Consider the following 22,813-nt stretch of genomic DNA (forward strand, 5'->3'; position numbering starts at 1 on the left):
GATCGTCGCGGCCGTCATCGCCCGTTTCAGGGCCTGTTCTGTCAACCGGTGACGGATGCCGTCCGATCGGGCATACTCAACCCGCCACGGCCGCCGGCCTGCGCCTCTCGTAATCCGGGAGGGCAACATCGGCTGGGCAGCAGTGTTTTCCGGGCCTCGTCCGGAGATCCCCCGGCGGCGCCGCTCACACCCCGCGCGCGCGACCGCCGCAACGCCCGACAGGGAGGAGAGCGCCGTCATGTCCGACCGTGCCCCGCAATTGGTGGAACGCCGTCTGCCCACCGACGAATCCAGGCAGCTCATCGCGCTCGTCCGCGACATCGCCCAGCGGGAGATCGTGCCGCGGGCCGCCGAGGAGGAGGACGCGGGCCTATTCCCGCGCGAAGTCTTCACTCTGCTCTCCGAGTCCGGACTGCTGGGCCTGCCCTACGACTCCGCCCACGGCGGCGGGGACCAGCCGTACGAGGTCTACCTCCAGGCCCTCGAGGAGCTCAGCTCCGCCCGCCTCACCGTCGGACTCGGCGTCAGCGTCCACTCCCTCGCCTGCCACGCGGTCGCCGGCTACGGCACCAAGGACCAGCAGGCCGAACACCTCCCGGCGATGCTCGGAGGCGGCCTGCTGGGCGCCTACTGCCTCTCGGAGCCCGCCTCGGGCTCCGATGCCGCCTCGCTGCGCACCAAGGCCGTACGGGACGGCGAGGACTGGGTCATCACCGGGACCAAGGCGTGGATCACCCACGGCGGCATCGCCGACTTCTACACGGTCCTGGCCCGCACCGGCGTCGAGGGCCCCCGCGGAATCACCGCCTTCCTCGTCCCCGGAGACGCCGCAGGCCTGAGCGCCGCCGTCCCCGAGAAGAAGATGGGGATGAAGGGCTCGCCCACCGCTCAGCTGCACTTCGACGGTGTGCGGGTCCCCGACGCGCGCCGGATCGGTGAGGAGGGGCAGGGTTTCGCGATCGCCCTGTCCGCGCTCGACTCCGGCCGGCTGGGGATCGCCGCCTGCGCCATCGGCGTCGCCCAGGCGGCGATGAACGAGGCCGTTGCCTACGCCACCGGGCGCAAACAGTTCGGCCGCCCCATCGCGGACTTCCAGGGGCTGCGGTTCATGCTCGCCGACATGGCCACACAGATCGAGGCGGGCCGTGCGCTCTACCTGGAGGCCGCCCGGCTGCGCGACGCGGGGAGCCCCTTCTCGCGACAGGCGGCGATGGCCAAGCTGTTCTGTACGGATGCCGCGATGCGGGTCACGATCGACGCCGTCCAGGTCCTCGGCGGATACGGCTACACGCTGGACTTCCCCGTCGAGCGCCTGATGCGTGAGGCGAAGGTCCTGCAGATCGTCGAGGGCACGAATCAGATCCAGCGGATGGTCATCGCCCGCCACCTCGCGGGTCCTGAGACGCGCTGACCCGCACCGGCCGGTCCGACCACACGGGCGTTGTCATGATCCGGTTCCACTCCTGGTCGTGGCGGCCCGGCAGGGTCCTGCTGGTGCTCTCCCAGTGCCGGAGCAGCGCCCGGTAGATGGGCGGATCGGTCGAGTGGGGTGCCGAGCGCGGCGCGGGGCGGGGCGCCGGGCGGGGTGGTTCCGAGGGTGTCGGTGAGGTTCGGGACTGCGGAACCGATACTTCGGAGGGTGGAGCGGCGAGACGGCGGCGACCGGGGCCGGCCGTGGAGTGCGGCGGGGTCATGCCGGGCCAACGGTGCGGAGCCGGGCCGGGTCACTGCTCAGCCGAATCGAGCGGCTGTTCGCCAGGTCCTCTCGGCGTGCCGCACCCGGCCGGAGTCGGCGTGCCGCGCCCGGCCCGAACGGCCGCGGACCGCCCGCACGGCCACGGCCCGGCCGCCGGCGTGGTGCGGGCCGTCCGTCCTCCGCGCGCCGGCGCCCTTCGGGAGTTCGGGACTGCCGGCCTCAGGCGGCGTCGCGACGCGGTTGGCGGGGTACCCGGAGCGGGCGCGAGCCGGCCCCTCCGGCGTGCGAGAACGGCTGCATCCTCCAGTCGAGCCCCTGGGGGAGCGTCAGCAGCAGGGCCGTCTCCTGCTCCTGGGCGTCGGCCGACTCGTCGGCGGGTCGGGCCTTCGACGCGGCGCGGCCGGTGCCGGCGCACACCGTCAGGACGAACGGGTTCCACGGGGTGGGGCACCGTGCGTGCTCAGGCAGCACGTCCTCGTCGGCCAGGAGCGCGATGGGCTGCGCGCAGTCCGGGCAGACGACCCGGTACATCTCGAACGTGTCGTACGCGTCGGGAGCGGTGTCCTCGAAAGGATCAACAGGCTCCGGTTCGGTACGTCCGGTGAGCTTCAGGCTCTGCATGGGAAATTCCCCCCTCGGGTGGGCCGACAAGGCGCCGCGGCCTCGACCACAGCAAGCACTTCCCGTCGGGCATTCGCGGTAACCGCGAGAGGCTCGGCTACTGGCGCGTAAACCTGTGGCATTCGTCACATGCCCGCCGCAGGTGCCCCTCACCGCCCTCCGCGACTGTGCCTGGAGGGCTCGGGGCCATAGATTGATCCATATGGAGGAGCTGGACCGTCAAATCGTGGAGTTGCTCGTCAAGGACGGGCGGATGAGCTACACCGACCTGGGCAAGGCCACCGGCCTGTCCACATCGGCCGTTCATCAGCGCGTCCGCAGGCTGGAGCAGCGCGGGGTGATCCGGGGCTATGCCGCGGTCGTCGACCCCGAGGCCGTCGGCCTGCCGCTGACCGCGTTCATCTCGGTGAAGCCCTTCGACCCGAGTGCGCCGGACGACATCGCGGAGCGGCTGGCGGGCGTCCCGGAGCTGGAGGCATGCCACAGCGTCGCGGGCGACGAGAACTACATCCTCAAGGTGCGGGTCGCGACCCCGCGGGAGCTGGAGCACCTGTTGACCCGGATCCGTACACTCGCCGGCGTCTCCACCCGCACCACCGTCGTCCTGTCCACGGCCTACGAGGCGCGCCCGCCGCAGATCTGAGGGGGCCGCGCACGGCGCGCGGACCGACAGGCGGGAGACTGGTCCTCATGACCGAGAGCACCGCCCCCCAGAGCGAACACCGCACCGTGCTGCTGCGCGGTGGAGACGTCCACAGCCCCGCCGATCCCTTCGCGACCGCCATGGTGGTCGAACGGGGCCATGTCGCCTGGGTGGGCTCCGAAGGGGCCGCCGACGCCTTTGCGAGCGGTGTCGACGAAGTGATCGACCTCGACGGGGCGCTGGTCACTCCCGCGTTCACCGACGCGCACGTCCACACCACGTCGACCGGCCTGGCCCTCACCGGCCTCGACCTCTCCGGCGCCCGCACCCTCGGGGAGGCGCTCGGTCTCGTGCGGACGTACGTGGCGGCGCACCCCGCCGACCGGGTGATCCTGGGGCACGGCTGGGACGCCACGCGCTGGCCGGAGCAGCGTCCGCCCACACGCGCCGAGCTCGACGCGGAGGCGGGCGGGCGGGCGGTCTATCTGCCCCGGATCGACGTCCACTCGGCGGTCGTCACGACCGCGCTGCTCGACCTCGTCCCCCGGATCGCCTCCATGGCCGGCTACCGGCCCGACGCGCCGCTTACGGGCGCCGCCCACCACGCGGTGCGCGCGGCCGCCCACGAGGCCGTCTCGCCGCGGCAGCGGGCCGACGCCCAGCGTGCCGCGCTGGCCCACGCGGCGTCCCTCGGGATCGGTTCGGTCCACGAGTGCGGTGGCCCCGACATCTCCGACGAGGAGGACTTCACCTCGCTGCTGAAGCTGGCTGCGGGGGAGCCGGGGCCGCGGGTCTTCGGCTACTGGGCCGAACAGGTCGGAGACGAGAAGGACGCCCGCCGCGTCCGGGAGCTCGGCGCGGTGGGTGCGGCGGGGGACCTCTTCGTCGACGGGTCGCTCGGCTCGCACACCGCCTGCCTCCACGAGCCGTACGCCGACGCCCCCGGCTCGGGCACCGCCCACCTGGACGCCGCGCAGATCGCCGCCCATGTCGCGGCCTGCACCGAGGCCGGGCTCCAGGCGGGTTTCCACGCCATCGGCGACGCGGCGCTCTCCGCCGTCGTCGACGGCATCAGGGCGGCGGCCGAGAAGGTCGGCCTCGGCCGGGTGCGGGCCGCCAGGCATCGCGTCGAACATGCGGAGATGCTCACGCCCGAGACCGTGGCCGCTTTCGCCGAACTCGGCCTCACCGCCTCGGTCCAGCCCGCCTTCGACGCCGCCTGGGGCGGTGAGGAGGGCATGTACGCCCGCCGGCTGGGTGCCGGGCGGGCGAGGACCCTGAACCCGTACGCGGCGCTCCTGCGGGCCGGTGTGCCCCTCGCGTTCGGCTCCGACAGCCCGGTGACCCCGCTGGACCCGTGGGGAACGGTGCGGGCAGCCGCGTTCCACCGGACGCTCGAGCACCGGATCTCGGTACGGGCCGGTTTCACCGCCCACACCAGGGGCGGCTGGCGGGCGGTCGGCCGTGACGACGCGGGCACCCTGGTCCCCGGCGCCCCGGCCGACTACGCGGTCTGGCGCACCGAGGAACTGGTGGTCCAGGCCCCGGACGACCGGGTGGCGCGCTGGTCTACGGACCCCCGGTCGGGAACGCCCGGACTGCCCGACCTCAGCCCCGGTGGTGAACTCCCGGTCTGCCTGCGCACAGTTGTCTTCGGACAAACTGTCTACGTACGGCCGAACGAGTGACGTGCGGACATTTCGTACCGCCGATCGAAGTCGCCCCCGTTCTGCCGCGACCTGGGGATCTTCGGGACTGACCAGGCAAGTTCGCTAAACGATGCAGGTCAGGCAACTATTGACAGAATGCGCCCACCGGCCGGTAGGTTCGGCCGAGTCCACCACAGGACGTCCGACCGGTTAAACCTCCACGCAGTCGTCGAACGCCGCTGGGTCATGGGGTGGTGTGCCGCACCGGCGCACCACCACTGACAGCCAGGTTCAGCGCCCGCGCCTCGGGGGCGAGGGAAGGTTTCAGCCGGGCGGAGGGTGTGACCCGGGTGGGGCCCGGACGTTCAGTAGACAACGGCTCTAGGTCGACCCGCAGCCAGCGGGTCCCAGGTCGGCCCGAAGGGCGCCGGGCCCCGATCCGCAGTTCTGTCCGTACTTCCGCTCTTCTGTCCGCCACCACTTCCCGCGCCGCCCGACCGGGTCGGTCAGCGTTGGTGCCGCGCTCGATATGGTGTGCATCTGCGTACGGACTTAAGGGGCAGTAAGTGAACGACGGCGGTCAGAGGCGATACGGCCCGCTCGGCAGAGCATTGGTGATCATTCCGACCTACAACGAGGCCGAGAACATCAAGCCGATCGTCAGCCGGGTGCGTGCCGCCGTGCCGGAGGCTGACATCCTGGTCGCCGACGACAACAGCCCGGACGGCACCGGCAAGCTCGCCGACGAACTCGCCGCGACCGACGACCAGGTCCACGTGCTGCACCGCAAGGGCAAGGAGGGGCTCGGCGCCGCCTACCTCGCCGGCTTCCGCTGGGGCATGGACCATGAGTACGGCGTCCTCGTCGAGATGGACGCCGACGGCTCCCACCAGCCCGAGGAGCTGCCCCGCCTGCTCACCGCCCTCAAGGGCGCGGACCTGGTGCTCGGCTCCCGCTGGGTGCCGGGCGGGCGAGTGGTCAACTGGCCCAAGTCCCGAGAGATGATCTCCCGCGGCGGCAGCACGTACTCCAGGCTGCTGCTCGGACTGCAGACGCGGGACGTCACCGGTGGTTACCGGGCCTTCCGCACCGAGACGCTGCAGGGTATCGGCCTGGACGAGGTCGCCTCGCAGGGCTACTGCTTCCAGGTCGACCTGGCGCGCCGCGCGATCGAGGCCGGTTTTCACGTCGTCGAGGTCCCGATCACCTTCGTGGACCGGGAGGTCGGCGACTCGAAGATGAGCCGCGACATTCTGGTCGAGGCGCTCTGGCGGGTGACGGCGTGGGGTGTCACCACGCGCGCGAGCCGGGTGCTCGGCCGCCGGACGACCTGACCCCGGAGCGCGGCGGGCCCCTTACCCCGTTCGGATGCCGGTCCAGGCACACTGGGGGCATGACGACCGGCACACCGCCCCCGACCGCCCGCAAGCGCTCGCGCGCCCGGACCTTCGTACCTCTCGCCATCGCCGCCTGGGCGGTGCTGGAGATCTGGCTGCTCACCGTGGTGGCGGACGTGGCAGGCGGGTTCACCGTGCTGCTGCTCCTGGCCGCGGGCGTCGTCCTCGGGGCCGTGGTGATGAAGCGGGCAGGCCGCCGCGCCTTCCGCAATCTCACCCAGACGCTCCAGCAGATGCCGGGACAGCCCGGGGCCGGCGGCTCGTCGCCCGCCCCTTCGAGCACCCGGGGCAACGGCTTCCTGATGCTCGCCGGGCTCCTGATCATGATTCCGGGGATGATCTCGGACGTGGCCGGACTGCTGCTCCTGGTGCCGCCGGTCCGGTCGGCTCTCAGCAGGTCCGCGGAACGCTCACTGGAACGCCGGATGAGGGCGGCCGGACCCGGCGGCCTCTCGGACGCCTTCCAGCAGGCCCGTATGCACCGCCCGGACGGAAAGGTCGTCCAGGGTGAGGTGATCCGCGAGGAGCCCTCCCGCCCGGACGACAACCCGCGCCCGCCGCTGACGCCGTAACCACGCCGACGGCCCTCAGGGCCGAAACCGCCGACTCGGACCCGAGCCGGGCAAAATCAAGCCCGTCCGGCGATTGAGGACATCTTTGACGGCGGCCCGACGAGCCCGAGCCATGCCCCACGGCGGCGCGCAAGGCACGGCGCCGCACCGCCCACCACAGCAGGCCGCCCAAGGCCCCGAGACAGAGCCGTGGGCCGCGACACACAAGGTGTCGCGGCCCACGGCTCTGTCTCGATGCGGTGCTACGCGGTCAAGCAGACTTCCTGCTGTCCCGCGGATGCACGGCGATATTCATGGCGCCGGAGCGCAGAACCGCCAGCCTCTCGGCCAGCACCTCTTCCAGCTCCTCGCGTGTGCGCCGCTCCATGAGCATGTCCCAGTGCGTGCGCGCAGGCTTGCCCTTCTTCTCCTCGGGGCCATCCCCGTCCACCAGGAGTGCCATGGCGCCACACGCCTTGCACTCCCACTCCGGCGGAATTTCCGCCTCTACCGAGAACGGCATCTCAAATCGATGTCCGTTCTGGCATGCGTACTCCACCGCCTGGCGCGGGGCCAGATCGATGCCGCGGTCCGTCTCGTAGCTGGTAACCACGAGTCGCGTGCCGCGGAGAGCTCGCTCACTCATGAATCGTGCCTCCCGGGCTTGTCGCCCACAGGACAAATGTCGCTGTCGTCGTCATCCGGTCAACGTCCGGTCGGCGGCAAAGATTCCCGTTGCCGGTCATGCGTCGCCCGTCGTGCCGCTGCTTTTTCAGGTTTGCGAGTGTTCACGTACCCGCCAATGCCCGGTTTGTCACATCTGGCGGAAGTTGTCACCCAACGGTTTGGATTCTTCCACTCGCAGTAACGGTCCTCCGGGCAGGCCAAAGGCGTACACTACCGGCCTTTCACTTCAACGTCTAAATCCGTTCGGGAACGGGATTCCCGGCCGCCGCCACAGCCTGCCGGACCGGCACCCTCGCGAGCAGCACGGAACCGACCACGAAGAAGACCACCAACGAGATGATCGCATCCCGATAACTGCCGGTCAGCTGGTACGCGAGCCCGAACACCAGTGGCCCCAGCCAGCTCAGTCCGCGGTCGCTCATCTCGTACGCGGAGAAGTACTCGGCCTCCTTGCCGCGCGGCACGAGATGCGAGAAGAGCGACCGGGACAGCGCCTGGCTGCCGCCGAGGACCAGGCCGATCGCCGCGGCCAGTGCGTAGAAGAAGACCGGCGAGCCGGCGGGCAGGAAGTAGCCGGCCACGAGGATCAGCGTCCAGACGACGAGCGACCCGAGGATCGTGTGCTTCGCACCGTACGTCCGGGCCATCCGTCCCATTCCGAGCGCACCGGCGACCGCCAGCACCTGGACCAGCAGCACCGCCGTGATCAGTGTCGTCTGGCTCAGGTCCAGTTCCTCGGAGCCGTACACGGACGCCTGGGAGATGACGGTCTGCACACCGTCGTTGTAGACGAGGTACGCCAGCAGGAAGGAGAGGGTCAGGGGGTGGCGGCGCATGTCGCGCAGGGTCGCCCTGAGCTGGCCCCATCCGGAGCCGACCGGCTCGCCCCCGCCCGTCTTCACGCTGCGGTCGCGCAGCCGGCGCAACGGTATGACGGTGAAGGCACCCCACCAGACGCCGGCCGAGGCGAGACAGATCCGCACGGCGTCCGACTCGGAGAGGCCGAAGGAGTCGTGGCCGGTGTAGAGGATCAGGTTGAGGACGAGGACCAGCGCCCCCGACGTGTAGCCGAAGGCCCAGCCGCGCGAGGAGACCGCGTCGCGTTCGTCGGGCTCCGCGATCTGCGGCAGATAGGCGTTGTAGAGCACCATCGACACCGAGATCGAGGCGTTCGCCACGATGAGCAGGAAGGCGCCGAGCAGATAGCGGTGGCCGTCCAGGAAGAACATCGCCGCCGTCGCGGTGGCGCCCGTGTAGGCCGCTGCCGCGAGCAGCGGCTTCTTGCGGCCCGTACGGTCGGCCGCGGCGCCCGCCATCGGCATCAGGATCACCGCGAGCACGAGGGACGCCGAGATCGTGTACGCGAACAGCGATCCGGCGCGGACCGGGATGCCCAGCGGATGCACGTAACCGTCGGCGTCGGCGGCGGCCTTGGCGACCGAGGTCAGATACGGCCCGAGGAACACCGTGACGACGCTGGTCGAGTAGACGGAGCAGGCGAAGTCGTAGAAATACCAGCCGCGTTGCTCGCGGCGTCGCTCGTCCGGGTCCGGTGACCCGGCAGCCGTGCCGTCCGCCGGGTCGGCGGTGTCCGCGGTCTCGGCGCTCATTGCGCACCCCTCGTCTCTCCCCGTGGAGACGTCACCGGGGCCGGCGTCAGGCCCAGGCCCCCCGCTCGCTCAGCACCGTACGCAGCGTCTCGATGTGATCGGTCATGATGCCATCCACTCCGAGGTCCAGGAGCGCGGCCATCCGCTCCGGTTCGTTCACCGTCCATACGTGCACCTGGAGCCCCCGCGCATGCGCCTCGCGTACGAAGCGCCGGTCGACGACCCGGACGCCGCCCTGGCTCTCCGGGACCTGCGCGCAGACCGCACCGGCGCGCAGCGCCGCCGGGATGCCGTACGAGCGGAGCCGCAGCCCCAGGACGCCGCGGACGCCGTAGGAGGTGGCGAGCCTCGGCCCCGCCAGCCGGTGCGCCCTGGCGACCCGCGCCTCGGAGAAGGAGCCGACGCACACCCGGTCCCAGGAGTCCGTCCGGCGGATCAGCTCCACGAGGGGCACGAGCGCCGGCCCGGCCTTGATGTCCACGTTCCAGCGGGCCTCGGGGAACGCCTCCAGCAGTTCCTCGAACAGCGGCAGCGGTTCGCGCCCCGCCACCCGGGCTTGCCGTATCTCGCTCCACGGCAGCTCCGCTATCCGGCCCCGGGCGTCCGTGACCCGGTCCAGGGTGGGGTCGTGGAAGGCGACCAGCCGGCCGTCCGCCGAGGCGTGCACATCGGTCTCGAAGTACCGGTACCCGGCGTCGGCGGCCCGGCGGAACGCGGCCGCGGTGTTCTCGATCCCGTCCGCCGCCCCGCCCCGGTGGGCGAACGCGAGCGGTGCGGGGTGGTCCAGATAGGGGTGGCGTACGGAAGTCACTGCGGCAGTATGGCCTGCGCGGATGACGGGGTGGCGACCGTGGTGCCACCGCTGTCCGAGATCGTGAAGAAGCGCAGGAAGAACTGGGCGAGCGGGCCGATGGCCAGGGCGTACAGGACCGTGCCCACGCCGAGGGAGCCGCCGAGCAGGAACCCGGTGGCCACGACCGCGATCTCGATCGCCGTACGGACGAGCCGGATGGAGCTGCCGGTGCGCCGGTGCAGTCCGGTCATCAGCCCGTCGCGCGGCCCGGGACCGAACCTGGCGGCGATGTAGAGCCCGGTCGCCACGCCGTTGAGGACGACCCCCGCCACCATCACCCCGGCCTGGGCCGCGAGCCCGTGCACCTCGGGGGCGAGGGCGAGTGTGCCGTCCATCGCGAGACCGACGGCGAAGACGTTCGAGACGGTGCCCAGCCCCGGCCGCTGCCGGAGCGGAATCCAGAGCAGCAGCACGATCGCGCCGATGATGATCGAGACGACCCCGATGCTGATCCCGGTGAGCTCGGCGAGCCCCTGGTGCAGCACGCCCCAGGGCTCCAGACCGAGCCCGGCGACGACCAGCAGTGCCGAGCTCGCCCCGTACAGCGCCAGGCCCGCGTAGAGCTGGATCAGCCGACGGGTGAGGTGAGCCCCGCGCGGAACGGCGGTGATGGACAAGTGGTGCCCCCTGGTGTGGTGGTGGTGGACTGCTGCATGTCACTCTGTGGCAGGGGATTGGCTGCCAACTATGGCCAATCCGAGGAAGGTGGACTGATTCTCATGGCGCAGTGGACTTCGGCCGTCGGCGCGGCGCAGCTCGCCCGGCAGCTCCACGCCCAGCAGCCCCGGCCCGCCGGCCCCGGCACTCGCAGGCCGCCCGCCTATCGCGCGCTCGCCGACGGGATCAGGCTGCTCGTGCTGGAAGGCCGTGTCCCGGTCGCCGCCAGGCTGCCCGCCGAGCGCGAACTGGCACTCGCCCTCTCCGTCAGCCGTACGACGGTCGCCGCGGCCTACGAGGCGCTGCGGGCCGAGGGCTTCCTGGAGTCGCGGCGCGGGGCGGGCAGCTGGACGGCGGTCCCCGCCGGCAACCCGCTGCCCGCCCGTGGACTGGAGCCGCTGCCGCCCGAAGCGCTCGGATCGATGATCGACCTGGGCTGCGCCTCGCTGCCCGCCCCCGAGCCGTGGCTGACCCGGGCCGTCCAGGGCGCGCTGGAGGAGCTGGCCCCGTACGCCCACACCCACGGCGACTACCCGGCCGGCCTTCCCGCGCTGCGGCAGATGATCGCCGACCGGTACACCGCCGACGGCATCCCGACGATGCCCGAACAGATCATGGTCACCACCGGGGCGATGGGCGCCATCGACGCGATCTGCCACCTCTTCGCCGGCCGCGGCGAACGGATCGCGGTGGAGTCCCCGAGCTACGCCAACATCCTCCAGCTGATGCGGGAGGCGGGTGCCCGTCTCGTGCCGGTGGCCATGGAGGAGGGGCTCGGCGGCTGGGACATGAACCGGTGGCGCCAGGTTCTGAGGGACGCGGCACCCCGGCTCGCGTACGTCGTCGCGGACTTCCACAACCCCACCGGCGCCCTCGCCGACGAGGACCGCCGCCGCGCGCTGGTGGACGCCGCGCGCTCGGCCGGCACGGTCCTGGTCGTCGACGAGACGATGCAGGAGCTGTATCTGGACGACGACGTGCACATGCCCCGCCGCGTCTGCGCCTTCGACCCGGCCGGCAGCACGGTGCTCACCGTCGGATCGGCCAGCAAGGCGTTCTGGGCCGGCATGCGCATCGGCTGGGTCCGTGCCGCGCCGGACGTGATCCGCAGCCTGGTGGCCGCCCGCGCGTACGCGGACATGGGGACCCCGGTCCTCGAACAGCTGGCCGTCAACTGGCTGATGCGCACCGGCGGCTGGGAGCAGGCCGTGCAGATCCGCCGGGAGCAGGCGCGGGACAACCGGGACGCGCTCGTCACTGCGGTGCGCCGGGAGCTGCCGGACTGGGAGTTCGCCGTGCCGAGCGGCGGGCTGACGCTCTGGGTCCGCACCGGCGGCCTCTCCGGATCGCGGCTCGCGGTGGCCGGGGAGCGGGTCGGGGTGCGGGTGCCGTCCGGACCGCGGTTCGGGGTCGACGGGGCCTTCGAGGGCTACGTACGGCTGCCGTTCACGGTCGGCGGTCCGGTGGCGGACGAGGCGGCCCTGCGGCTCGCGGCAGCCGCCCAGCTGGTCGGCTCGGGGGCGGGTGCGGGGGCGGAGGCGCCCCGTACGTTCGTGGCCTGAGCGCCTGTGGCACATGACGAGGGGCCCGCGGATCCGTTGATCCGCGTGCCCCTCGTCATGCCCGGGTCAGTCGCTGAGGGCCAGGCCCTCGACGGCGACGGAAGCGGTCACGGTGTCGGCCATCACCGGGTCGGGCACGCTCGCCTCGACCGCGGTGCGCCGCTCGGGGAGCAGGTCCAGCACCGCCTGGCGCTGCGCCTTGCTGGTCGCGTCGTCGTACGGGTCGGGCGTGGCGGGCACCTGGATGCGCAGCACCTGGCCGGAGCCGAGCCGTGCGTACCCACGGCCGGGCGGGACGTCCGGAGTGGGGGTGGTGTGCGGCTCCAGGCCGAGGACGGACTCGATCTGGCCCGGCGAGCAGTGGCCGAGCACGACCCGGGCCCTGGTGTGGGAGCGGACGGTGTCGCTCAGGCCGTCCAGGCAGTCGAACTGCTCGGTCATCACCACGGTGACGTTGGCGGCCCTGCCGTGCCGCAGGGGCACCTGGAGCAGCTCCTGCGGATCGGGTCCGCCGCCTGCTGCGGCGAGGTGCGCGAGCGCGCTCGGCCGGTCCAGCAGGATCCACAGGGGGCGCCGGGTGTCCTCGGGAGCGGCCTGACCGGCCTGCCGGGCCCGGTTGGCGTCGATCAGCCGCCGCTCCGTCTCGTTGGCCGCCCATTCCAGGGTGGACAGCGCCCCGGCCAGTCCGCACTCGACGGCCAGGACCCCTTCGCGCCCGGTGAAGCACGCGTACTCGCCGGTGCCGCTGCCGTCGACGATCAGGATGTCGCCCTGCTGGAGCGCCTGCAGGGCGATGGAACGCAGAAGTGTGGTGGTGCCGCTGCCGGGCTGCCCGGCGATCAGCAGGTGCGGCTCGGTGGAGCGTGCGCCGGTCCGCCAGACGACTCCGGGGGCGTCCCGGGTCTCGTCCCCGTCGCTCACCGGCACGGTGCGCTGCACCGCGTCGTCGTCGGTGAACCCGAGGACGGTCTCGCCGGGGGCGGTGACGAAGCGCTGGGCGGTGAGGGAGGTGGGCAGGGCGTCGAGCACGTTCATGACGAGCTGGTTGCCCTCCTCGTCCCAGCTGAACAGGTACTCCCGGCCGCGGCCGGACTTGGCGTGCAGCAGCTGTTCGATCCGGGCGCGGGAAGCGGCCTCGCTGTCGGTGAAATAGGCGGGATATGTCACACGCAGGCTGCTGACCCGGCCGTCGCCGTCGAACTCGTACCCGCTGAAGACCGCGTCCCAGTCGCCGCCGTGGGTGAACAGCGGACTGGGGTCGTCGGCCGTCGAGAAGTACGGCACGAGCGCCTCGTACAAAGCCTGCAGGCGCCCGGTCTCCGCCTCGTCGGGGCCGGTCTTGACGGGGGTGCGTTCCCTTCCCTTCCATGCGGCGGCGCCCATCACCATGACGAGGGCCAGCAGAGGCCCGTACGGGATGAGCGCGACCACGAGCACGCAGGCCGCGACGAGGAACAGCGTGGGACCACGCCGGTCCTTGGGCGTCGCGGCCCACTTCTGCCGTCCTGCACCGGCCAGCAGCCGCAGACCACGAGTGATCATGATCAGCGGATGGAGTACGTCGGTGGCGCTGTCGGCGGCCGTGCGCGCGAACTCTCGACTGCGAGTGATCGAAGCGCTGCCGCTGCTCAGAATGCGGGGGAGTGGTCGCCGGGCCACGTCTGTCTCCTGGAGGGGGTGGGAGCGGGTGCGGAGGGTCAGAACTTGATCCCGCCCAAGAGGCCGGCGAGGCTCGCTCCGCCCGCGGTGATGCTCGGTGCGATGGCGGTGCCGGCCAGGTAGAAGCCGAACAGGGCGGTGACGAGGGCGTGCGACGCCTTGAGGCCGTCCTTCCTGAAGAACAGGAAGACGATGATGCCGAGGATGACGACGCCTGACATGGAAAGGATCATGAGTGGTTCTCCTGGTTGGGGGGACAGTCACCATGAGTCCTTCCAAGCTCACCGGAAGTATCTATAGGATAAAAGCTGCAATTGGGTGAAAAGTCGGTTTTTTCACTGGACTGGCGGACACGAAGGCGTGGGCAGGAGGGATTTCCGGGGTCCGGCAGCTCTCCGCCGTCACTCGACGTGATCTTTTGCCATGGGCGGGCCGGGGCGTGTGTGCGCCCGGGCAGTACCCTGTCGATTCACTCGTACGGCCCACGCGGCACCCGCCCCGGCAGGCCGGCTCCGGCGTAAACGGTTAATGGAAGGTGGTCCACCGATGAGCGAAACCCCTGATCCCGAGGTGGTCGAGCTGGCGACCAAGGTCTTCGACCTGGCGCGCTCCGGCGACACCGACGCGCTCGCGGCCTACGTCGATGCCGGAGTCCCGGTCAACCTCACCAACGACCGGGGTGACTCGCTGCTGATGCTCGCGGCCTACCACGGGCACGCTCCCGCCGTCACGGCCCTGACAGGCCGCGGCGCCGACCCGGACCGTGCCAACGACCGCGGGCAGACGCCGCTCGCCGGAGCCGTCTTCAAGGGCGAGGACGCGGTGATCAAGGCGCTGCTCGACGCGGGGGCCGATCCGGCGGCCGGAACACCCTCCGCGCTGGACACGGCGCGCATGTTCGGCAAGGCCGACCTGCTGGAACTCTTCGGCACCCGCTGACCGGGCTTCGCCGTAAATGTGGTCGCGGTGGCGAAATGGCTGGGTCATCATGACGTCGCGGGCCCGGTTCGGGCCACCGACGAGAGGCAGAGGAAGATGGTCTACACCAGGCAGAAGACGGCGGTCGGCCGATCATGTTGCTGCGCGGCCTAGGGCACGTCCCCAGTGCCCACCCGGCACGTGGAACTGCACAGTCCCGGTTGCGTCGACAGCTTGATGTGAGGCTTTTTCCATGTTTGATCCGTTCATAGCGCCGAGCGGCACCCTGCTCGGTCTGCTGCAGAGGGGCCGCGGCGACGGCACGCTCCACGCACTCGCCGCACCACGCCCCGAGGCCCTGGCGGCTCTCAACCACTGCGTCCTGAGCGACCCGCGTCACGACTGGCAGGTCGAGAACCGCTCCCTCTACTACGCACGTCTGTATCTCGACCTCGACGGCGGGATCGAGGAGATCGAGCGGCACCTGTGCGATGCCGACGACCACCTCGACACGGACGACTCGCGGACCGGCCTGGCCCTGGCGGTCCTCGGACACCTCGCCTCGTACGGCCGCGACGACGCCCTGGCCCTCCTGCGGCGCTACGCCGCGACCGGCTCCAACTGGGCCTGGGCCCTGGACGAACTGGCGCTGCGTGACGACGACGCCGGGCTCCGCTCACTCGCCGTGCCCGTACTCGCCCGCTTCCCGGAGGATACCGAGGGCCGCGCCGAGCTGGCCGCCACCGTGCGGGACGCCTACGAGCCGCGCCCCTGGCGGCTCTGGGCCGACGATCCACGTGAATCGGTCGGCGCCCGGGTGCGAGCCGCCTCCGAACAGGGCTCGTTCGACCGCTGGCAGCGGCAGATGCGGCCCGGCGGACCCCGCCCCGGATGGAGCGTCCAGGCAGTCTTCGACTGGGCCCAGGAAGGGCTCGACCGCGGCAGCTCCCTCCACGTGCCGGCCGCCCGCTGCCTCTCCGCGGTGGCGGGTCCCGAGGACCGGTCCGTGATCGTCGAAGCGGCCCGCAGCGGTCCGGAAGGCGCCCGCTGCGCCGCGTTGCACTACCTCGCAGCCGAGGTCCGCGACCCGGCCGTGCTGGACCTGATCGAGGCCGCGACGGCCGGCGCCTCGCGCACCGTCGCCGAAGCGGCCGTCGCCGCCTTCGAGCGGATGTGCGGCGAACCTGCCGTGGAACGTGCGCGCCGCTGGGCACGCCGGCCCGACGCGCTCGGTGCCTCGGCGGCCGGTGTACTGGCCGGCCGCGGTGGCGCGCAGGACGCCCCACTGGTCCTCGGCGCGCTGCGTGACGCCGTACGCGGCGAGGGACCGGACGCGCCCCGTCTGTGGTCCCTGGTCGACGGCGCCGGCCGGCTCGGCATCGCCTGCGCCGCTCCCGTACTGCGTCACGTCTACCGGGAGACGTCCTCCTCCCATCTGCGGGGCAGGGCCGCCCGGGCCCTCGCCGCCACCGACCCCTCCTTCGCCACCGGCTTCGCCGTCGAATGCCTGTGGGACTGCGAGGAGACGACCCGGGAGGTCGCCGCACGCCACGCGGAGACCGGTGACATCAGGGTGGCCGAGCGCCTGCGCCGGCTGGCAGCCGATCCGGCCGAGGAGGCCGAGGTGCAATCGGCCGTACGCAGCAGGATCGGGCCGGACGCACCGGCGGTCTGACGGGGCCGACACCCCGCCCCGGGGACCGCACAGCCGAGAAACGCAGGAGCGCAGCGCGTCGGGGGGCGCGCCGCGCCATACCGCCCCGCCACCCGGGCCCCCGTCACTCCCCAGCCGGATCCCCGCCGCGCCCTGCGCCCCGTTCGAAGGACGGCGCGCCACTATGGAGGGATGACCGGACGCTGGGAGTTCTGGATCGACCGAGGCGGCACGTTCACCGATGTGGTGGGCCGGGACCCCGAAGGGCGGCTGGTCACCCGCAAGCTCCTCTCGTACGACCCGGAGCGCCACCGGGACGCCGCCGTGGCCGGCATCCGGCTGCTGCTGGGCCTCGCACCGGACGAACCGGTCCCCGCCGACCGGGTCGCCGCCGTCAAGATGGGCACCACCGTCGCCACCAACGCCCTGCTGGAGCGGCGCGGCGAACCCACCGTCCTGGTCATCACGGAAGGATTCCGGGACGCCCTGCGCATCGCGTACCAGAACCGGCCCCGGCTCTTCGACCGCCGCATCCTGCTCCCCGAGGCCGTGTACGAGCGGGTGATCGAGGTCCCCGAGCGGGTCGACGCCCAGGGGCGGACCGTCAGGCCCCTGGACCGGGCCGCGGTGGCGGAGCGGCTGCGTGCCGCGCACGCCGACGGCCTGAGCAGCGCGGCCGTCGTCCTCATGCACGGCTACCGCCACCCGGACCACGAGAAGGCGGTCGCCGCCGAGGCCCGTGCGGCGGGGTTCACCCAGATCAGCTGTTCCCACGAGGTCAGCCCCCTGATCAAGCTGGTGCCGCGCGGCGACACCACCGTCGTCGACGCCTACCTCTCGCCGATCCTGCGCCGGTACGTCGACACGATCGCCGCCGAGCTCGACGGCATCCGGCTGATGTTCATGCAGTCCAACGGCGGCCTGCGCGAGGCCGCCCACTTCCGGGGCAAGGACGCGGTGCTCTCCGGGCCGGCCGGCGGGGTCGTCGGCATGGCCCGTACGTCGGGGCAGGCCGGATACGACCGGGTGATCGGCTTCGACATGGGCGGCACATCCACCGATGTCTCGCACTACGCGGGCGAGTTCGAACGCGAGCTCGGCACCGAGGTGGCGGGCGTACGGATGCGCGCCCCCATGATGAACATCCACACCGTCGCGGCGGGCGGCGGTTCGGTCCTGCACTTCGACGGCCGGCGCTACCGGGTCGGTCCCGACTCGGCCGGAGCGGTGCCGGGCCCGGCCTGCTACCGCAGAGGCGGACCGCTGACCGTCACCGACGCCCAGGTGATGCTCGGACGGATCCAGCCCGCCCACTTCCCCGCCGTCCTCGGGCCGGACGGCGACCTGCCCCTGGACGCGGACATCGTGCGCAGACGTTTCGAGGAGCTGGCCGACGACGTCGAACGGGCCACCGGGACGAGGCGCACGGCCGCCGGGACCGCCGCCGGGTTCCTGGAGATCGCCGTGCTCAACATGGCGAACGCGGTCAAGAAGATCTCCGTGCAGCGCGGGCACGACATCACCCGCTACGCCCTCACCGGCTTCGGCGGCGCCGGCGGCCAGCACGTCTGCGCCGTCGCCGACGCCCTCGGCATCGACACCGTCCTCGTACCCCCGCTGGCCGGTGTGCTGTCCGCCTACGGCATCGGGCTGGCCGACGCCACCGCCATGCGCGAACAGTCCGTCGAGGCACCGCTCGACGCCTCCACCCGGGCCCGCCTGGGCGAACTCTGCGACGCGCTGGCCGCCCGTACCCGGGCCGAACTGCGCGCCGACGGTGTCCCGGACCGTGCGATCAGCACCCGGGCGCGTGTGCTCCTGCGGTACGAGGGAACCGATTCGAGCCTCTCCGTCGACCTGGACACGGCGACCGCCATGACCGAGGCGTTCACGGGCGAGCACCGCGCGCGCTACGGCTTCACGATGGACCGGCCGCTCGTCGTCGAGGCGGTCTCCGCCGAGGCGACCGGGACGGCGGGGGAGCATGCCGCGGAGCGGCCGTCCGGGCCGGAGCGGGGCGAGGCCACTGCGCCGCAACCCCACGAGACGGTACGGATGTTCGCCGGGGACCGCTGGCAGGACGCCGCACTCCACCGCAGAGCGGACCTGCGGCCCACGGACACGGTGACCGGTCCGGCCGTCATCGCCGAGGCCGACGCCACCACCGTCGTCGACCCGGGCTGGCAGGCCGTCCTCGGCACCACCGGCCACCTGATCCTGACCCGCGCCTTTCCGCGCCCGGCGAGAGCAGCCGTCGGTACCCGGGTCGACCCGGTCATGCTGGAGGTCTTCAACAACCTCTTCATGTCCATCGCCGAGCAGATGGGCGTGCGCCTGGAGAACACGGCCCACTCCGTCAACATCAAGGAGCGGCTCGACTTCTCCTGCGCCCTCTTCGACGCGGACGGCAGCCTGATCGCCAACGCGCCGCACATCCCGGTACACCTCGGCTCCATGGGGGAGTCCATCAAGGAAGTGCTGCGCCGCAACCGCGGCACGATGCGGCCCGGCGACGTGTACGCCATCAACGATCCGTACCACGGCGGTACGCATCTGCCCGATGTGACCGTTGTGACACCGGTGTTCGACGAGACGGACGGCGCTCCCGCACTGAGGTTCCTGGTGGCCTCGCGGGGCCACCATGCCGAGATCGGCGGCATCACACCCGGCTCGATGCCGGCCTTCAGCCATACCGTCGACGAGGAAGGTGTGCTCTTCGACAACTGGCTCCTGGTCCGGGACGGCACCTTCCGCGAGCCCGAGACCCGCGAGCTGCTCACCACCGCCGCGTATCCCTCCCGCGACCCGGACACCAACCTCGCCGACCTGCGTGCACAGATCGCCGCCAACGAGAAGGGCATCGCCGAACTGCGCCGCATGGTGGATCAGTTCGGCCCCGACGTCGTCGACGCCTACATGGGCCACGTGCAGGACAACGCCGAGGAGTCCGTACGCCGCATCGTCGCCGGACTGCACGACGGCCACTGCCGGTACGAGACCGACAACGGCGCCGTGATCGAGGTGACGCTCACCGTGGACCGGGAAACCCGCAGCGCGGTCGTCGACTTCACCGGCACCTCACCGCAGCAGCCGGGCAACTTCAACGCGCCGAAGTCGGTGGTCATGGCCGCCGTGCTGTACGTGTTCCGGACCCTGGTGGCCGACGACATCCCGCTCAACAGCGGCTGCCTCACCCCCCTGGAGATCAGGGTCCCGGAGGGCTCGATGCTGGCACCCGTCCACCCCGCCGCCACGGTCGCCGGCAACGTCGAGACCTCGCAGGCCGTCACGGGAGCGCTGTACGCCGCCCTGGGCGTCCAGGCCGAGGGCTCGGGCACCATGAACAACCTCACCTTCGGCAACGACCGGGTGCAGTACTACGAGACGGTGGCCAGCGGTTCGGGAGCGGGGGACGGCTTCGACGGCACCGACGCCGTGCAGACCCACATGACCAACTCGCGGCTCACCGATCCCGAGATCCTCGAATGGCGCTACCCGGTGCTGCTGGAGAGCTTCCGGGTGCGCGAGGGAAGCGGCGGGTCCGGGCACTGGCGCGGCGGCTGCGGGGTGGAACGGCGGATCCGCTTCCTCGAACCCGTCACGGTCGCGCTCCTCACCGGGCACCGCCGGGTTCCTCCGTACGGCATGGCAGGCGGCGGGACCGGTGCGCTGGGCAGCCAGCACATCGAACGTCCCGACGGCGGCCGTACCCCGCTGAAGGGCTGCGACACCGCCGGCCTGGAAGCCGGGGACGTACTCGTCATCCGCACCCCCGGCGGCGGGGGCTACGGGGCGCCGGACACGACGGGCGACCGGGGCTCTGAGACGGGGGCTGCGGAGCGCCGGGACACGACGGGCAACCGGGGCTCTGAGGTGGGGGCTGCGGACGGCCGGACGTGACGGGCGACAGAGCTCATGGAGGCACCCACGGCGGGGCATGACCGACTCGGGGCAACCGGCCGTATCTGCGCCGTTTCGACCGTTGTCAGTCCGAGGACCTAATCTGTGCAGCGTGACTTCGCCTGCCTACACGGAAAACGCTGCGCCCCAGCTCAGCGCGGGGCCGCGGCCCGCACCGGGCCCGGCCGCCGACGAGGGGCTCTCGCGACGGCTGCGCGCGCTCGCCTGCACGGCGCCACTGCACGACCTCGACGTGCGCAAGACGAACCTCGCCGGTGAGTACACCGTGTACGCGATGGCCGAGGTCGCCCTCGCGGCCATCGACCACGTCACCCTCAACATGGACTTCGACACCGGAGCCGACCACGACCAGATAGTGGCCAGACTGCTTCCGCGGGTCGCCGCGCAGGCCCCGGGCCGCCCCGTCGCCGAGCACGAACGGGTCGCCCGCTGGGTGCTGGAGAACCTGATCAACGTCGGCAGTGTGGACCGCGGTTTCCGGGCGGTCTACGGCACCTTCGGGTCCGACGGCGTCTACGTCCGCCGGGACTACGACTTCAAACTGATCGAGGAAGTCCCGGGATACGGCGGCACCGTCTACCTGCGGGCCACCGACGAAGCGGTCAACGTCCTGGTCGGCGCGCTCGACACGGATGTCACCAGCGCCCAGATCGCCGCCGAGGTGAAGCTGGAGGTCCTGATCAGCCGGGGCCGCCTCGCCGACGCCCAGCTCGCCGCGGAGCAGGCCCGCTACCGGACCGTGCAGTACGCGGAGACGCTCCGCAAGACTCTCGACGCGACCCGGCGCAACGTCCGCGCGGTCGACTGGCTCAACGCGGTGCCCGACATGATCGCCGAGGCACTCGACCACGTGGCCGACCGGTACCGCCACGAGAACGCCATCCTCACCAACATCCGCAAGGCCCGGGACGAGGCCGAGGAGCCCGAGCACAAGCGGCGCGCCGCCGAGCTCGTCGACATCGTCAAGGACTGCATCCGCCGCCACACCCAGCTCCAGTCCCGCCTCCTGGAAGCCGGACCGCTGTTCCGCGCCGAGCAGGACCGCCAGGCCTTCGCCGCGCCCGCCGCCCGCACCGGACTCGACCTGTACGGACAGCTCCTCGCCCCGCTGCTCCCGCTCCCCGTCGAACAGGCCATCCGGGCCACCGACGCGTTCTTCGCCCACGGCACCGGGCTGCGCACCCCCACCTCGGTCCGGGTGGGCGACCTGGTCGACCTGCTGCTCACCCCGCCACTCGAACGGGAACACCTGGGCGCCGAAATGCCCGAACCGGATCTGATCGCCACCCCGGACGACAGCCGGTTCAGCGAGGAGCAGCTGGCCTCCGCGATGGAGCTGCTCGACCTGGAACACGACGCACCGCGCCGCCTCTCCGGGCTCCTGGCCGAGGCCCGGCGGCGCGACGCGGACCTGCCCTACCTGGTCGCTCTGCTCGCGGTGCACGCCGCCAGCCCGCCGGTCGGCACCGCATACCGCCAGGGCGAGCGTCGCCTGCTGTTCTCCGTGGACGACGGCACCCCGCTGGAGGATCCCGAGTTCGGCGGCGCGGACCTGATCGTGGGCATGGCTCTGCTGGACGCCGTCGGCATGGCGGCGGACCGCTCGGAGGCGACATGAGGACGCGCCCCACCCCGGCCGCTCCCGTGCGAGCCGCAGCGACCCGCCGCGCGGCCGGCCACCCCGTACCGAAGACTTTCCGCAACAAGGAGCGACCGTCGTGAGCGACCACCGCGCAGAGCACGCCGAAGCGTGGAGCGAGCCGACCGCCACGCATGCGGCCGACCGGGCGGCACTCCTGGCCGGCCACCCCACCGACCGGCCCGTCTCCGGACCGTCGGCCGCCCCCGCCGCCATCACCCCGGCCGATGCGGCGGACGCCTCCCGGCTCGTCGCCTTCGGTCTCCAGCCCAAACTGCTGCCCGCCCGCGACGCCGAGTACGCCGAGCTGCTCCGCCGCTACCGGGAGGAGCCGGCCTTCGCCCGGCTCGCCGACGCCGTGGCCACCGGACTCGGCCTCGTCGTGCTGGAGGTGTCCACCCGGGCCGGCATGGCCGTCACGGCGGGCGAGGACTCGGTCTTCGCCGTGCGCATGGGCGACTACGCCCGCAGGGCCTCCTCGGACTCCGCGGACCGCTTCCTCCACGGGCTCGCCCACCTGGCCGTTGCCGCGATGGCATTCCCGCGCCCCGAGGACCTCGCCGACGACGCGTACATCGGCCGGATCACGGTCAACGGCGTCGACGCCTTCGTCCGCCAGGCGTGCCACCGGCTGGAGGAGCGCGCGGAGGAACACGGCGACAACACAGACCCGGCCAGTGACGCCCCCGGTCTGGAGGCCGGCTGGCGGATCTACGCCCGGCGCAGCGCCACCGGAGCGACGAAGGACGCCCGCCGGCTGGCCGGATCCACCACCGGCATCGTCGGCAAGGCCGTGGCCTTCCTCACCGACTCCGGCTTCCTCCAGCGCACCGGGGACGACGCCGGAGGCGCCTTCCGCACCACCGCCCGCTACCAGCTCCAGGTCCGGGACATGGCGGGCGGTGCCGCCATGGCCGAGCTCCTGGAGCTGGGCGTGGTACCGGTCACCGACGGATCGGCGACCCTGCTGCCACCACCCGACCCCGACGCCCTGGAGCTGGCGGCCGACGCCGGTCTGCCCTTCCACAGCTGACCGCCCCCACAACCGGGGCCGGCCACCGACCGGCCCCGCCACCGACATCTCCTTCCCGCTGCC

Annotated in this window: 18 protein-coding genes; 11 read left to right on the forward strand and 7 right to left on the reverse strand. The window is 72.0% G+C overall.

The window, feature by feature from the left end:
• The first annotated feature begins 238 nt into the window (after nucleotides 1–238).
• On the forward strand, nucleotides 239–1,411 hold the full coding sequence (locus OG912_RS30570; protein ID WP_327712116.1) for an acyl-CoA dehydrogenase family protein: 1,173 nt from the start codon (nucleotides 239–241) through the stop codon (nucleotides 1,409–1,411).
• A gap of 504 nt (nucleotides 1,412–1,915) precedes the next feature.
• Here the strand turns inward: OG912_RS30570 and OG912_RS30575 are convergent.
• Nucleotides 1,916–2,317 (reverse strand): hypothetical protein, encoded by a 402-nt coding sequence (locus tag OG912_RS30575; protein WP_327712117.1) that lies wholly within the window; start codon nucleotides 2,315–2,317, stop codon nucleotides 1,916–1,918.
• Nucleotides 2,318–2,519: 202 nt separating this feature from the next.
• On the opposite strand from OG912_RS30575, the gene OG912_RS30580 reads away from it, so the two are divergent.
• The 4 genes from OG912_RS30580 to fxsA all read left to right on the forward strand — a co-directional run bounded on the left by OG912_RS30580 (nucleotide 2,520) and on the right by fxsA (nucleotide 6,578).
• Nucleotides 2,520–2,960 (forward strand): Lrp/AsnC family transcriptional regulator, encoded by a 441-nt coding sequence (locus OG912_RS30580; protein ID WP_326735040.1) that lies wholly within the window; start codon nucleotides 2,520–2,522, stop codon nucleotides 2,958–2,960.
• Between the two features lie 47 nt (nucleotides 2,961–3,007).
• Nucleotides 3,008–4,648, forward strand: a complete 1,641-nt coding sequence (locus OG912_RS30585) for an amidohydrolase (protein WP_327712118.1) — start codon at nucleotides 3,008–3,010, stop codon at nucleotides 4,646–4,648.
• Nucleotides 4,649–5,175: 527 nt separating this feature from the next.
• Complete coding sequence (locus tag OG912_RS30590) at nucleotides 5,176–5,943, forward strand: polyprenol monophosphomannose synthase (protein ID WP_327712119.1); 768 nt, start codon at nucleotides 5,176–5,178, stop codon at nucleotides 5,941–5,943.
• A 59-nt stretch (nucleotides 5,944–6,002) separates the two neighbouring features.
• Entirely contained in the window at nucleotides 6,003–6,578 is a 576-nt protein-coding gene (fxsA, locus tag OG912_RS30595; protein WP_327712120.1) for an FxsA family membrane protein, read from the forward strand.
• A gap of 250 nt (nucleotides 6,579–6,828) precedes the next feature.
• Here the strand turns inward: fxsA and OG912_RS30600 are convergent, their stop codons facing one another.
• From OG912_RS30600 to yczE, 4 genes are all read right to left on the reverse strand, one after another.
• Complete coding sequence (locus OG912_RS30600; RefSeq protein WP_007262928.1) at nucleotides 6,829–7,203, reverse strand: RNA polymerase-binding protein RbpA; 375 nt, start codon at nucleotides 7,201–7,203, stop codon at nucleotides 6,829–6,831.
• A 274-nt stretch (nucleotides 7,204–7,477) separates the two neighbouring features.
• Entirely contained in the window at nucleotides 7,478–8,854 is a 1,377-nt protein-coding gene (locus OG912_RS30605; protein WP_327712121.1) for an MFS transporter, read from the reverse strand.
• A 46-nt stretch (nucleotides 8,855–8,900) separates the two neighbouring features.
• Nucleotides 8,901–9,665: a glycerophosphodiester phosphodiesterase gene (locus OG912_RS30610; protein ID WP_327712122.1), complete on the reverse strand. Its 765-nt coding sequence runs from the start codon at nucleotides 9,663–9,665 to the stop codon at nucleotides 8,901–8,903.
• A complete protein-coding gene (gene yczE, locus OG912_RS30615) occupies nucleotides 9,662–10,324 on the reverse strand; it encodes a membrane protein YczE (protein WP_327712123.1) in 663 nt (220 codons plus the stop codon). Before yczE ends, OG912_RS30610 begins: the two co-directional genes overlap by 4 nt.
• 102 nt (nucleotides 10,325–10,426) lie before the next feature.
• Here yczE and OG912_RS30620 point away from each other — a divergent pair, with 102 nt between their 5' ends.
• Nucleotides 10,427–11,926, forward strand: coding sequence for an SCO1417 family MocR-like transcription factor (locus OG912_RS30620; RefSeq protein ID WP_326735033.1), 1,500 nt, complete (start codon nucleotides 10,427–10,429; stop codon nucleotides 11,924–11,926).
• A 66-nt stretch (nucleotides 11,927–11,992) separates the two neighbouring features.
• On the opposite strand, the gene OG912_RS30625 is transcribed toward OG912_RS30620, so the two are convergent.
• Entirely contained in the window at nucleotides 11,993–13,585 is a 1,593-nt protein-coding gene (locus OG912_RS30625) for a hypothetical protein (RefSeq protein WP_327712124.1), read from the reverse strand.
• Between the two features lie 38 nt (nucleotides 13,586–13,623).
• A complete protein-coding gene (locus tag OG912_RS30630) occupies nucleotides 13,624–13,818 on the reverse strand; it encodes a hypothetical protein (RefSeq protein WP_018103962.1) in 195 nt (64 codons plus the stop codon).
• Nucleotides 13,819–14,131: 313 nt separating this feature from the next.
• On the opposite strand from OG912_RS30630, the gene OG912_RS30635 reads away from it, so the two are divergent.
• From OG912_RS30635 to OG912_RS30655, 5 genes are all read left to right on the forward strand, one after another.
• Nucleotides 14,132–14,524: an ankyrin repeat domain-containing protein gene (locus tag OG912_RS30635; RefSeq protein ID WP_326735031.1), complete on the forward strand. Its 393-nt coding sequence runs from the start codon at nucleotides 14,132–14,134 to the stop codon at nucleotides 14,522–14,524.
• A 232-nt stretch (nucleotides 14,525–14,756) separates the two neighbouring features.
• Entirely contained in the window at nucleotides 14,757–16,178 is a 1,422-nt protein-coding gene (locus tag OG912_RS30640; protein ID WP_327712125.1) for a HEAT repeat domain-containing protein, read from the forward strand.
• Between the two features lie 171 nt (nucleotides 16,179–16,349).
• Complete coding sequence (locus tag OG912_RS30645) at nucleotides 16,350–20,057, forward strand: hydantoinase B/oxoprolinase family protein (RefSeq protein ID WP_327712126.1); 3,708 nt, start codon at nucleotides 16,350–16,352, stop codon at nucleotides 20,055–20,057.
• 112 nt (nucleotides 20,058–20,169) lie between these two features.
• Nucleotides 20,170–21,696: a hypothetical protein gene (locus tag OG912_RS30650; RefSeq protein ID WP_327712127.1), complete on the forward strand. Its 1,527-nt coding sequence runs from the start codon at nucleotides 20,170–20,172 to the stop codon at nucleotides 21,694–21,696.
• 100 nt (nucleotides 21,697–21,796) lie between these two features.
• Nucleotides 21,797–22,750: a hypothetical protein gene (locus OG912_RS30655; protein ID WP_327712128.1), complete on the forward strand. Its 954-nt coding sequence runs from the start codon at nucleotides 21,797–21,799 to the stop codon at nucleotides 22,748–22,750.
• The last annotated feature ends 63 nt before the right edge of the window (nucleotides 22,751–22,813 follow it).

This window comes from Streptomyces sp. NBC_00464, from assembly GCF_036013915.1.
Taxonomy (GTDB): domain Bacteria; phylum Actinomycetota; class Actinomycetes; order Streptomycetales; family Streptomycetaceae; genus Streptomyces.

What these genes read in the sequence shown, in the direction of transcription:
- OG912_RS30645 (WP_327712126.1), top strand. Translation starts at nt 16,350, where the DNA reads ATGACCGGACGCTGGGAGTTCTGGATCGACCGAGGCGGCACGTTCACC.
- OG912_RS30635 (WP_326735031.1), top strand. Translation starts at nt 14,132, where the DNA reads ATGAGCGAAACCCCTGATCCCGAGGTGGTCGAGCTGGCGACCAAGGTC.
- fxsA (WP_327712120.1), top strand. Translation starts at nt 6,003, where the DNA reads ATGACGACCGGCACACCGCCCCCGACCGCCCGCAAGCGCTCGCGCGCC.
- OG912_RS30620 (WP_326735033.1), top strand. Translation starts at nt 10,427, where the DNA reads ATGGCGCAGTGGACTTCGGCCGTCGGCGCGGCGCAGCTCGCCCGGCAG.
- OG912_RS30575 (WP_327712117.1), bottom strand. Translation starts at nt 2,317, where the DNA reads ATGCAGAGCCTGAAGCTCACCGGACGTACCGAACCGGAGCCTGTTGAT.
- OG912_RS30605 (WP_327712121.1), bottom strand. Translation starts at nt 8,854, where the DNA reads ATGAGCGCCGAGACCGCGGACACCGCCGACCCGGCGGACGGCACGGCT.
- OG912_RS30630 (WP_018103962.1), bottom strand. Translation starts at nt 13,818, where the DNA reads ATGATCCTTTCCATGTCAGGCGTCGTCATCCTCGGCATCATCGTCTTC.
- OG912_RS30640 (WP_327712125.1), top strand. Translation starts at nt 14,757, where the DNA reads ATGTTTGATCCGTTCATAGCGCCGAGCGGCACCCTGCTCGGTCTGCTG.
- OG912_RS30580 (WP_326735040.1), top strand. Translation starts at nt 2,520, where the DNA reads ATGGAGGAGCTGGACCGTCAAATCGTGGAGTTGCTCGTCAAGGACGGG.
- OG912_RS30585 (WP_327712118.1), top strand. Translation starts at nt 3,008, where the DNA reads ATGACCGAGAGCACCGCCCCCCAGAGCGAACACCGCACCGTGCTGCTG.
- OG912_RS30600 (WP_007262928.1), bottom strand. Translation starts at nt 7,203, where the DNA reads ATGAGTGAGCGAGCTCTCCGCGGCACGCGACTCGTGGTTACCAGCTAC.
- OG912_RS30570 (WP_327712116.1), top strand. Translation starts at nt 239, where the DNA reads ATGTCCGACCGTGCCCCGCAATTGGTGGAACGCCGTCTGCCCACCGAC.